Source organism: Apilactobacillus kunkeei DSM 12361 = ATCC 700308 (genome assembly GCF_001281265.1).
Classification (GTDB): Bacteria; Bacillota; Bacilli; order Lactobacillales; family Lactobacillaceae; genus Apilactobacillus; species Apilactobacillus kunkeei.
The window spans coordinates 1-12,250 of record NZ_JXDB01000014.1 but is presented as its reverse complement, the minus strand read 5'-3'; the positions used below and the strand labels follow the sequence as shown (position 1 = coordinate 12,250).

The 12,250-nt window shown below is 36.5% G+C and carries 11 protein-coding genes; 4 read left to right on the top strand and 7 right to left on the bottom strand.

Annotated features, from left to right (window positions below):
• Positions 1 to 109 precede the first annotated feature (109 nt).
• Positions 110 to 1,132: a YeiH family protein gene (locus RZ79_RS06730; RefSeq protein WP_054450845.1), complete on the bottom strand. Its 1,023-nt coding sequence runs from the start codon at positions 1,130 to 1,132 to the stop codon at positions 110 to 112.
• A 148-nt stretch (positions 1,133 to 1,280) separates the two neighbouring features.
• Between RZ79_RS06730 and RZ79_RS06725 the strand changes: the two genes are divergently transcribed.
• A complete protein-coding gene (locus tag RZ79_RS06725) occupies positions 1,281 to 1,520 on the top strand; it encodes a hypothetical protein (protein ID WP_053795934.1) in 240 nt (79 codons plus the stop codon).
• A gap of 41 nt (positions 1,521 to 1,561) precedes the next feature.
• On the opposite strand, the gene RZ79_RS06720 is transcribed toward RZ79_RS06725, so the two are convergent.
• The 4 genes from RZ79_RS06720 to RZ79_RS06705 all read right to left on the bottom strand — a co-directional run bounded on the left by RZ79_RS06720 (position 1,562) and on the right by RZ79_RS06705 (position 5,656).
• Positions 1,562 to 2,941, bottom strand: a complete 1,380-nt coding sequence (locus tag RZ79_RS06720) for a DHA2 family efflux MFS transporter permease subunit (RefSeq protein ID WP_054450844.1) — start codon at positions 2,939 to 2,941, stop codon at positions 1,562 to 1,564.
• A complete protein-coding gene (locus RZ79_RS06715) occupies positions 2,941 to 3,363 on the bottom strand; it encodes a MarR family winged helix-turn-helix transcriptional regulator (RefSeq protein ID WP_054450842.1) in 423 nt (140 codons plus the stop codon). The genes RZ79_RS06720 and RZ79_RS06715 overlap by 1 nt, the downstream gene beginning before the upstream one ends.
• Before the next feature lie 113 nt (positions 3,364 to 3,476).
• Positions 3,477 to 4,214: an amino acid ABC transporter ATP-binding protein gene (locus tag RZ79_RS06710; RefSeq protein WP_053795931.1), complete on the bottom strand. Its 738-nt coding sequence runs from the start codon at positions 4,212 to 4,214 to the stop codon at positions 3,477 to 3,479.
• A complete protein-coding gene (locus tag RZ79_RS06705) occupies positions 4,211 to 5,656 on the bottom strand; it encodes an amino acid ABC transporter substrate-binding protein/permease (protein WP_054450839.1) in 1,446 nt (481 codons plus the stop codon). Before RZ79_RS06705 ends, RZ79_RS06710 begins: the two co-directional genes overlap by 4 nt.
• Before the next feature lie 412 nt (positions 5,657 to 6,068).
• Here RZ79_RS06705 and RZ79_RS06700 point away from each other — a divergent pair, with 412 nt between their 5' ends.
• Positions 6,069 to 8,165: an AAA family ATPase gene (locus tag RZ79_RS06700; RefSeq protein WP_054450836.1), complete on the top strand. Its 2,097-nt coding sequence runs from the start codon at positions 6,069 to 6,071 to the stop codon at positions 8,163 to 8,165.
• 43 nt (positions 8,166 to 8,208) lie between these two features.
• Here the strand turns inward: RZ79_RS06700 and RZ79_RS06695 are convergent, their stop codons facing one another.
• Positions 8,209 to 8,580, bottom strand: coding sequence for a GtrA family protein (locus RZ79_RS06695; RefSeq protein ID WP_054450834.1), 372 nt, complete (start codon positions 8,578 to 8,580; stop codon positions 8,209 to 8,211).
• 79 nt (positions 8,581 to 8,659) lie between these two features.
• On the opposite strand from RZ79_RS06695, the gene RZ79_RS06690 reads away from it, so the two are divergent.
• The gene (locus RZ79_RS06690; RefSeq protein WP_054450832.1) at positions 8,660 to 9,427 is read left to right on the top strand and encodes a methylenetetrahydrofolate reductase; all 768 of its coding nucleotides are present in this window, start codon (positions 8,660 to 8,662) and stop codon (positions 9,425 to 9,427) included.
• 60 nt (positions 9,428 to 9,487) lie between these two features.
• On the opposite strand, the gene RZ79_RS06685 is transcribed toward RZ79_RS06690, so the two are convergent.
• Positions 9,488 to 11,116: a malolactic enzyme gene (locus RZ79_RS06685; protein WP_053795926.1), complete on the bottom strand. Its 1,629-nt coding sequence runs from the start codon at positions 11,114 to 11,116 to the stop codon at positions 9,488 to 9,490.
• Between the two features lie 137 nt (positions 11,117 to 11,253).
• On the opposite strand from RZ79_RS06685, the gene RZ79_RS06680 reads away from it, so the two are divergent.
• On the top strand, positions 11,254 to 12,135 hold the full coding sequence (locus RZ79_RS06680; RefSeq protein WP_053795925.1) for a LysR substrate-binding domain-containing protein: 882 nt from the start codon (positions 11,254 to 11,256) through the stop codon (positions 12,133 to 12,135).
• The last annotated feature ends 115 nt before the right edge of the window (positions 12,136 to 12,250 follow it).

Below are 12,250 nucleotides of genomic sequence, written 5' to 3'. Positions count from 1 at the left end.
ACACCTCCGAATTATGTTATTTTATCAAATTAAAATAATCATTTTATCGAAAGTGCTTTTATTTATCTGTTCAATATTATAACTTCAGTTCCAAATGCCTAGTCTTTTTTTATGCATGAATTAATAGTTTAATTAAAATCAGTGCCACGATAGTTTGAATTACTCCAACCGAGACACTATAAATTGCGAAACGTTTACCGGCCTTTAGGAACGCCTTTAAGTTTAGACGCAAACCGATAGCTGCTAATGCGATGATTTCACACCATGAGCTCAATAGGTGAGCGGTGTTACCGATGAAAGCTGGAAGGTGGAAGAAACTATTTAGGATACAGAAGATTAAGAACCATAGAACGTACCATGGTAGGAAATCAATCTTACCTTTCTTAACTTCTTCCTCAACTTCTTTTTCTGCGTTAGCTAATTTTTCGTTCTTAGCATGTATGCGTGCAAACACAGTAACCACAATTACTAGCATGATGATTCGCATAATCTTGAATAGAGTTGCGAATTGGACAGTAGTTTGGTTAACCATTGTTGCACTTGCGATAACTTGTCCAACTGATTGAACGGTACCACCAATCAAGGCACCACGTAGCATATCAACGTGACCAAATACCATTGTTCCAATAACTGGAAGTGCTAGCATCATCACAGTTCCCATTAGGTTGACTAATGTAATGCTCATTCCAGCATCTTCATCAGATGCATTAATCACAGGTTTAATCGAAGCAATGGCTGATGATCCACAAACCGCATTACCACCGGCCATGCAAAGGTAAATTCCTTCACCAAAGTGAAGCCACTTACCAATCATGATGGCTGCGATAATGGTGATGGCCATTTGGATGATGATGAATAGTAATCCTGACCAGTGTAATTGAATAATAGTTTGGAAAGTAATGGTAAGACCAAGTAGCATTACTGAGTATTCTAGTAATCGTTTTTCAGCAAACTTGGTACCAGCACTTAGAACTGGTTGTGTTAAAACGGTGTTACCCAACACAATTCCAATTAGGATCGCGATGGTGGCTCCACCGATGTTTGGAATAATAGCTGTAAGAAATTGACTAATAATTGCAATAATAGCTGCAGCTAGAAATCCAATGGTACGTTTTTTAATCGTATCAGTCATATGAATTTCTCCTTTATTTATAATATTTAAATTATATCACGTGTGACAACCCTTCTAAACCGTTGAATTGTTAAGCTTTAGTTAATATGATTTTGATAATGTCGACATATCACGTATAATTATAAGTAATAGGAGTGATAATTTATATATGTGGAATATAATTGCGATTCTTTTATTTATTTTTGCAATTTATGAAGTGGTCAAGAGTATTAAAGACCGTGGTGTCGTCAGAGACATCTTGAACAATTATGACAACGTCATTAAAGTACGTGCCATGATTGAAGAACATAATGATGATAGCGAGATTGTTAACGCTATTAAGGATGAATTTAATGTTAGATTTTATCCTGCAACTAGAATTTTTATGAGTGTCAAAAAAATGAAGTAAAACAAAAAGCCTAACGTTTTAAACGTTAGGCTTTTTTATTGCTATTTACGTTTTACAACGGCGTTTAAGATTAGACTAGCAATCACGATTAATACTAGTAATAAAATCAACGCGTGAAGTGATCCAACCGCAGTTCCAGTAGCTTCGTTACTATTACTCAATTGACTGATAGTAATAATAGCAGAAACGATGGAAGTGGCAATGGCACCTGAGATTTGTTGGATGGTGTTGAAAACAGCGTTTCCGTCGGTTCTTTGTTCACCATTTAGTTGGCTTAATCCACTTGTCATAATATTACCAAATGATAATCCTATGCATAGCATGTAAATTACGTAGAAGATTAAAATCATGGTGTTACTCAAATGAGTTCCAAAGATGGCGAATAATACCAAACCAATTAGTCCAAATAACATTCCTAGTGCTAGCGGCTTGTAAGCACCGAAACGGTCGTACAAATTACCAGATAGTGGGGCTAAGATTGCACCAATTGCGGCACCGGGTAATACCAATAGACCAGCAATGAACGCGGATGAGTGGTTTACGATTTGCACGTAGTTAGGCAAGATGAATGATAAACCTAATGTGATGAATTGTAGGATGAAGAATCCAACAATGTGACCAGCAAACTTGTGGTTTTTAAGAACAGATAGGTCCAAGATAGCATTCTTACTTCTAATGCAGTGCATGTAAAGAGTAATCAAAGCAATCACACCAATGATGATTGGAAGAATGACAACAGCACTTAGGATGTTACCAGCACCCATGTTGGAGAAACCATATACTAAACCAGTGAATGTAATCACGATTAGGATTAGGCCAACAAAGTCTAGGCTAGTCTTTTTAATTTCGCGTTTTTGTTCGATGTTTAAGACACCTAAGATTAGTGAAATCACGAGTATTGGTAATAGGATGGCGAAGATGTAACGCCAACCGATTGAAGATACCACAATTCCACCGAAAGTTGGACCAACGGCAGGGGCGATGGCGGTAATCAAGTTACCTACACCCATCATGACACCGATTTTTTCGGCAGGTACTTGATCCAAGATGATGTTAAACATCAATGGTAGTGCAATTCCAGTTCCGAATCCTTGAATTACACGACCGATTAATAGGAATGTAAATGATGGTGCGGTTAAGTCGCAGACAACCCCTATAATAAATAGTAAGTTTGATACAATAAATAATTGCTTTGTTTTAAAGTTACGATTTAATATTGCTGAAAGCGGAACAACGATTGATACAATAAGCAAATAAATTGTAGTCATCCATTGGACGGTACTGGTTCCCACGTTGAAGTCGCGCATCAAAGTTGGGAAGGTGATGTTCATTGAAGTTTCAATAACAACACCACTAAATGACATGATTCCAGCAGCAATAACTGACAGTAATGTCTTTAATGAAATTTTGTTATCCATTATTAATCCCCCATATGTTTAATGATTTTTGCTAAGCTACTTTCCAGAGCAGTGTATTCTTCATCAGACAGTAAATCGTGAATTTGTTGTTGTGTTTCAACCATGAACTTTTGAATGTCGTCTTCGTATTGAACGGCTAAATCGGTTAGGATGACTTGTTTTTGACGAGCATCCTTGTTCGATTCAACACGGCGTATTAATCCCTTATTTTCCATTCGCTTCAATAATGTTGAAGCGGTGGAACGACGGATATTAAATTCGTGTTCGATGTCCTTTTGAAACATTTCTTGATCTTTAAACAGGGTCAAGAAGTCGATTACAGACATCTGCATGCTTGTTAAATCATATTGACTCGCAAATTTATCCAGCTTTTTGGTTAATTGAGTCGATGCGATTTTCAATTGTCTTCCGATGTTTTCTGTCATAAATATCACCCCTCATTTTTGTTAGCATGCTAACAATTATAAAAGGGTTAAAATAAAAATGCAAGTGTAAATAAAAAAGAACCCCACATAAGAGAGGGGTTCTTTTATTTTTTCTATACTTCCAAAATCTTTGATAGGAATGATTTTAGACGATCATTTTTAGGGTGATTGAAGATTTCATCAGGGGTACCTTCTTCTTGAATGATACCGTCATCTACGAATACCACACGGTCAGCAACTTCTTTAGCGAAGCCCATTTCATGGGTAACAACTACCATTGTCATACCTTTTTCTTTAGCTAACTTCTTCATAACGTTTAAAACGTCACCGACCATTTCGGGATCAAGAGCAGAAGTAGGTTCATCAAATAGCATGATGTCTGGGTTCATTGCTAAAGCACGTGCAATAGCAACACGTTGTTTTTGACCACCAGATAGTGAATTTACAGAGGCGTCAAATTTATTTTCCAGACCAACAACACCTAGTAACTTCTTTGCTTGTTTTACAGCATCTTCTTTTGATAGCTTACCTAATTCAACAGGGGCTAACATAATGTTTTTACCAACTGATAGGTTATTAAATAGGTTAAAGTGTTGAAATACCATACCGATTTGTTCACGAACTTGATCAATGTTAACACCTTTTTGGGCGATATCAGTACCATGAACAACCACTGAACCTGAAGTTGGTTCTTCTAATTTGTTTAAAGTTCTTAATAGAGTTGACTTACCTGAACCGGAAGGGCCGATAATAACAACTACTTCGTTATCTTTAACTTCTAAATCTACACCACGTAAGACATGGTTGTCTGCGTATTGCTTGTGTAAATCAGTTACTTTAATTTTGCTCATATCTTAGCTCTCCTTTTTACCCAGTTTGATAGCCAAGTTAATAGGGTGATTACAACTAAGTAAATAATTGCAACCATTGCCCAAACTTTGAATCCTTCAAGGTTTCTAGCGATGATAATCTTACCAGTTTGAGTAAGTTCTAGAATACCAATGATTGATAGGATTGAAGTATCCTTCAAGGTAATGATGAATTGGTTAATGAATGATGGAACCATTAACTTAACACCTTGAGGTAGGATAACCTTTCTCATTGACTTACCGAATGGTAAACCAAGTGATCTGGCAGCTTCCATTTGACCTTTATCAACTGATTCAATACCACCCTTAACAAAAGCGGCGATGTATGCACCTTCATCTAGCATTAATGTAATAACACCAGCGATGAATGCAGGAATTCTAGTACCGGTTAATGTTGGAATACCAGTGTATATAAACAGTGCTAGAACTAGTAGAGGCATACCTCTGAATAAGTAGATAACTGTTGATGATAGTCCGCGGAAGAACTTGATTGGTAGAACACCAAATAGTCCAAAGATTACACCGAAAATGGTAGCAAAAATAATAGAAACAATTGTTAGCCACAATGTTTGTAGGAAACCTTGCCATAGGAAAGTTTTGTTTTGCTTTAGAATACCAAAGAATGAATGATTATCTTCAGTGTTTTTCTTAGCGTTTAAGTACTTGTCCATGATTTTTTTATACTCACCATTTTTCTTTAAGTGAGCAAGACCAGCATTGAACTTTTCTACAAGATCTTTATTAGTTCCTTTTTTTACACCAAGTGCGATAGGAGTACCTGCCGCAGGTTTAGTAACAATTTTTAGTTTAGTTCCTTGATTGATACCGTATTTTAATACGGGTTCATCATCGAAACAAGCAACTGAGTTACCAGTTAAGACATCTTCATATACGTTACTTGAATCATCAAAAGTGCTTATTTTAAACCCATATTTCTTTTGAATGGATTGTGCATATTGAGCACCTGTGGTTCCTGTCTTAACTGCAATTGTTTTACCTTTTAGGTCTTTTAAACTCTTAATATCATTATTATTTTGAGATACAGCCATAACAACACCAGAATTGTAATATGCTGTAGAGAAATCAAATGTTCCTTTACGTTCTGGAGTGACTGACATACCAGCGACCATACCATTTAATTGACCAGATTGAACAGCTTGAATAGCTCCATTAAAACTGGTTGGTTTAAAGTTTACTTTAAAACCTTGATCCTTGGCGATTGCATTCATTAAGTCAATATCAATTCCGACGTATTTATTGTTGTCGTTAGCGTATTCAAATGGTGGGAACGTCACATCCGTACCAATTTGATAAGTCTTTTCTGCAGCGTTTGATTTAATAGGTGCTGAGAATAAACCAAGAGCAACGACCAATCCGATGCTTAATACCATTAACCATCGGATTACTGGAAAATGTCGCTTCATTAGTAAAACCCCTTTTCAAAGTAGTATTTCTTTTCCACGTTATATTTCATAACATTGCATGTTTTTATAATATCAGAACTGACAAAGATTGTATATCTGAATTCGAAATATTTTTTAAAAAATTAAGCTTTTATGTCACAAAACATAACATAGGGTTACTTGTATAAAAACAAAAATAAAACTTTAGGAAAACTTTACTTTTCCAGAAATCCTTATATATCAAGGGTTTTAAGCATATATGTAAGAAAAAGGTCAAAAAAGGTCAAATTTAGTATTGAATTATGTAATTTAGGTGGTATTATATTATTTGGATAAGGAAATAAAAGAAGAACTAAAAGCCTTATCTAATACATGCCGTGTTTGGCTAATGTATTTGAAAATAAAATATTATATGAAATGTGAGGGATGTACTATGGCAAGAAGTCCATTTGATCCATTTAACGATGATTTTGACAGAATTTTTAACCAATTTTTAGGCGATACAGGTAACTCAAATGCCCAACGTCGATACATGATTAATGGTCAAGAAGTTACCCCAGAACAATTAGAAGAATTAAGAAGAAGTGGCCAACTACAAGGTGGCCAACCTAATACCCAACAAAAAGCTGCATCTAATAAGGGAGGAATTCTTGAAAAGCTAGGTAGAAACTTAACTCAAGAAGCTAGAGATAATAAGTTAGATCCAGTGATTGGAAGAGACAAGGAAATCCAAGAAACTGCTGAAGTATTATCTAGAAGAATTAAGAACAACCCTGTATTAGTTGGTGACGCCGGTGTCGGTAAGACAGCTGTTGTTGAAGGTTTAGCCCAAGCAATTGTGAAGGGCGACGTACCTGCATCAATTAAGAACAAGGAAGTTATTAGTATTGATATCTCTGGCCTAGAAGCCGGAACTCAATATCGTGGTAGTTTTGAAGAAAACATTCAAAACTTAATTAAGGAAGTCCAAGAAAAGGGTAACGTTATTCTATTCTTCGACGAAATCCACCAAATCCTAGGTGCTGGTAATGCCGGCGACGAAAGTGGATCCAAGGGATTGGCAGATATTATCAAGCCTGCATTATCTCGTGGTGAAATTACCGTTATCGGTGCTACTACCCAAGATGAATACAGAAACACAATCCTAAAGGACGCTGCTTTGTCACGTCGTTTCAACGAAGTACAAATTAAGGCGCCAAGTGAAGAAACTACTTTAGCAATCTTGAAAGGTATTCGTCCATTATATGAAGAACACCACAATGTGATTTTGCCTGACGAAGTATTGAAAGCTGCTGTAGACTACTCTGTTCAATACATTCCACAAAGAAGTCTACCTGACAAGGCCATTGACCTAGTAGATATGACTGCAGCACACTTATCTGCTCAACATCCAGTCTTAGATCAAAAGCAAATCGAAGATGAGATTGAAGCAGAAAAGAAGGCTCAAGAAGATGCTGCTGCTAAGGAAGACTATGAAGCAGCGTTAAACCACAAGAACAAGATTGAAGAACTACAAAAGCAAATTGACAACAAGAGTGATGAAAAGAAAGTCACTGCTACGGTCAATGACGTTGCTAAGTCAGTTGAAAGATTGACTGGTGTTCCTGTCGCTAAGATGAGCAGCACTGATATTGAAAGATTAAAGACAATGGGCGACCGTCTAAAGGGCAAGGTAATTGGTCAAGACGAAGCTGTTGCTGCAGTCGCTCGTGCTATTCGTAGAAATCGTGCCGGCTTTGATGAAGGTAACCGTCCAATTGGTTCATTCTTATTCGTAGGTCCTACTGGTGTAGGTAAGACTGAACTTGCTAAGCAATTAGCTAAGGACATGTTTGGTAACAAGAACAACATTATTTGTCTAGATATGTCAGAATACTCCGACCCAACTGCTGTTTCCAAGTTGATTGGTGCTTCAGCTGGATACGTTGGATACAACGACAACAACAATACTTTGACTGAAAAGGTTCGTAGAAACCCATACTCAATCGTATTATTAGATGAAATCGAAAAGGCTAACCCACAAGTGTTAACACTTCTTCTACAAGTATTAGACGATGGTCGTTTAACAGACGGTCAAGGAAATGTGGTTAACTTTAAGAACACTGTTGTAATTGCTACTTCAAACGCTGGTTTCGGTAACGAAGCACTTACTGGTGATGACGACAAGGATAAGAAGTTAATGGATCGTCTAGCTCCATACTTCCGTCCAGAATTCTTAAATAGATTCAATGCAATCGTTGAATTCTCCCACTTAACAAAGGATGACTTGAAAGAAATTGTTGATTTAATGTTAGCAGATGTGAATGCTACATTAGCTAAGAAAGACATGGATGTTGTCGTATCAGATGATGTTAAGAACCACTTAATTGAACAAGGATATGATGAAGCCATGGGAGCTCGTCCACTACGTCGTGTAGTTGAACAAGAAATCAGAGACAAGATTACTGACTTCTACTTAGACCATGAAGACATTAAGCACTTAAAGGCTGACATGGATGATGGTTCTGTCGTAATTAGTGAAAACAAATAATCTGAATAATAAAAAGAGACCGTTTGGTAGAACGGTCTCTTTTTTATTTGAACACCCATAGTTTACTTAGTACAAAGTTAACTGGAACGGTCACAATTAATGTTAATACCGGGACAATTTGTTCGTTAATAGATGTGTAGACAGACAATAGGTATGTTAATAGTACTGTTAAACACCAAGTGAACACGTAGGTAGAATAATATTTAATTGCGGTTTTAGTAACGTTTCCGCTAGTCTTGAAGACCCACTTTTTATTGATGGTTAAACCAATTAAAGTAGTGGTTCCATACCCAATCGCCATGGCAATGGTAGGAGATGTAATCCGCCATAGGCAAGTATAAATTAAATAGGTTAATACTGTATTAATGAATCCAACGATGCCAAATTTGAAAAATTGCTTAATTATATTAATCATTATCTTCTCCGTGTTAAATCATATGAGATTATATAATAGTATATAATTAAAGTAACAATTCATCAAAAAGGAGATTCGCATGCCCTTACAATATTCTTTTGAGATTACACCCAACATTAATCAAAATAATCTGGATGGTTTATTAAAACTAAATCCGGAATTTATCTCGATTACAGATAGAAATCATGACATGGATAACCTGCTACAAAGTATTCGGATTGCCGACTACATTCATGCCAATTCATCCGTCGACGTCGTCATTCATCTGACCGGAATTGATAAGGATGAAAAGGGAGTTCAAGAGATGCTTGATTTGATGCAACAACACGATATCGACAGCGTGCTGGCGTTGCGTGGTGATAAGTTGTCTCAAAATGATACGGCGGTGACATTTCCACATGCGGATCGACTAGTTGAATTTATCAAACAACAATATCCACATGTGAACATCGTAGGAACGTGTTACTTGAATAGTAGTGATGAAGAAATGAAATGGTTGAGACAAAAGGTTGAAAAGGGATGCACGAAGCTAATTTCACAGTTTAGTTTTGACGTGAATGATTATGTTGAGTATTTAAATCAAATCCAAATTGATACACCAATCTGGTTAGGTATCATGCCTGTAATCTCGAAATCGCAAGCGCAAAGGATGCTGAATTTAACGCATTCGACTGCTCCAGATGAACTAAATGCTTTGATGAATCAGCATGAAGATGAATTTGGGGAATACGGCGTGCAATATACTGCCGGGATGATTGATCAAATCAAACAAGCGGGTGCTAATCACATTCATTTATATTCATTAAACAATGCATCAAACACCAAAAAGATTATTAATAAAATTTAGAGCACAAAAAAAGACGCCCTTTGGCGTCTTTTTTTATACACACATCATCTAAAAGAGAGATTAATACTTAGGTTCCCACTTAGTGTCTTCGATAGCTTTGTCAACATCCTTGATGTCTTCACGTGTAAGACCACGTTTTACAGCACTATCGGCAACGGCCTTAGCTACAGTAGTTGAGAATTGATCCAACTTAGAAACTGGAGGCAAGACAGCAGCACCTGGTTTGTCAGTGTCGACAATACCACCAAGTGAGTGGGCAGCTGCGGAAATCATTTCGTCATCTAGAACAGTTGCTGTAGCAGCAATTGCACCTAGACCTAGACCTGGGTATACAAGGGCGTTGTTAGCTTGACCGATTTGGTAAGTAGTGCCGTTGTATTCAATATCGTTAACTGGGATACCAGTACCGATAAGAGCTTTACCGTCAGTCCATTTTAGTAAGTCTTCAGCCTTAGCTTCAGCCAACTTAGTTGGGTTTGAAATAGGGAAGATAATTGGACGTTCAGTGTGAGCAGCCATTTCCTTAACGATTTCTTCAGTGAAAGTGTTTGGTTGAGTTGAAGTACCAACTAAAATAGTTGGGTGAACTTCTTTAACAACTGCTTCTAGAGTAGTTAGTGAATCTGCGTTATCAAATTCGCTACGGCTTCTAGCAAATGGTTTTTGTTGAGGAGTCAAAGTGTCATCGTCATCGAACAATAGACCTTGCTTATCAACTAGGTAGAAGTGCTTCTTAGCTTCTTCTGGGTCCATTCCTTGTTGTACGAATTCATCGTATACACGTGAAACGATACCAGTACCGGCTGAACCTGCACCAAATGATACGTAAGTTTGGTCCTTCATTTCTTCACCAGAAATGTTTAAGGCACCTAAGATACCTGCTAGAACGATGATACCAGTACCTTGGATATCATCATTGAATACAGTGTACTTGTCTTTGTATCTGTCTAGGATTTCAGCAGCGTTGCTACGGCCGAAGTCTTCGAAATGTAAGTACATTTCTGGGAACATTTCTTCAGCGTTTTCTACAAAAGTATCAACGAACTTGTGGTACTTTTCACCGTAAACACGTTCATGTCTGTTACCTAAGTACATTGGGTCCTTAAGTAATTCTTCGTTGTTAGTACCAGCATCTAGCACAACAGGTAGAACTTGGCTAGGATCGATACCAGCAGCGGCAGTGTAAACCATTAATTTACCAACAGCGATATCAACACCGTTAGTTGCCCAGTCACCAATACCTAAGATACCTTCAGCATCAGTAACTACGATTAGACGAATGTCTCTACCTTCAGCAGCATTCTTTAATGAAGTCTTGATTGAATCTAAGTCATCATCGATTGATAAGAATGTAGCGTTTTGTGGTTGAATGAATAGTTCACTGTAGTTTTCAATAGTTTCAGCGATTGTTGGATCATATACGATTGGCATAAATTCAACAACGTGTTGTGAGAATAACTTGTAGAATAGAACACGGTTTTCGTTAAAGATAGTCATTAAGAAAACACGTTTTTCTAAATCAGATGGCTTGCTTTGGAATTGAGCATAAGCTTGATCCACTTGTTCTTGTAAAGTTTGAACGTATGGTGGAAGCATTCCTTCTAAACCAAGTTCTTTTCTTTCTTCTTTAGTAAATGCAGTACCCTTATTCTTGAAAGGATTGTTTAAAATATCATATCCAAAAGACATAGTACTTACCTCTTTTCATAATTTATATATAGATAATAATACATGGGTATTTAGATAGTCAAAACTTAGTGTTATAATAAATATAATTTATATCTAAAAAATAAACCTTTTTATATCAACGCTGGGAGGCGTTTTTTATGAACACCAGAGACCTTGAATATTTTATAAGCTTAACAGAATTAAAAGTTTTTTCGAAAGTTGCTGAAGAATTTAAAGTAAGTCAACCTACTATTACTTTTGCTCTTCAAAGATTGGAAAAAGAAATGGAAGCTAAGTTGATTATTAGACATCGTACCCATGGCGAACTCATTGTAACCGATAGTGGGAAACAATTGTTAAACCACGCTCGAGCAATTATTCGTCATTTTGATGTTGCAAAGCGAAATATTGCCAACTTAAAGGCCAAAAAAGTTTCAATAGGACTACCACCAATTATTGAAACAAGATACTTTCCCACAATTGCTCAGTATTTAAAGGAAAGAAAATTACTAAATAGTATTATTACCTATGAATATGGATCAGAAACGACCAAGTCTGCCTTGAAGAATGGTGAGTTAGATTTAGCGTTGCTAGGTTCCAACAACCCGTTGGAAGATCCAGACATCGAAACAGAAGAGATTGAGAGAATTCCATTCTGTGCGTATGTTTCAAAAGACCATCCACTAGCGAATGAAGGAAAGATTCATTTTTCTGATCTTGCAAAAGAAGATTTCATATTGTTTAAGCAAGGTTTTACACAAAATGAATCATTTAATCAGTTAGCAAAGAGAAATGCATTTCATCCAAACGTTATCTTTAGATCGAATGAAACTAACAATATTATGAGTCTAATTTCTAACAACGTTGGTGTCGGATTCTTTAATTCATTGGTTAAAGTACCAGACGGGGTAGTTAAATTGGAATTCTTAGATGAAGACATGCCAATGTTTGTTACCAACTTGGTCTACCTAAAGTCTCATTACTTCAATGATTTCCAAAAGGAAGTCTTGGATGTCATTAGGGATTCACTTAAGAGATAAATAAAAAAAGCCTAAGCGAAAGGAACTGAAGTTATAATATTGAACAGATAAATAAAAGCACTTTCGATAAAATGATTATTTTAATTTGATAAAATAACATAATTCGGAGGTGTTT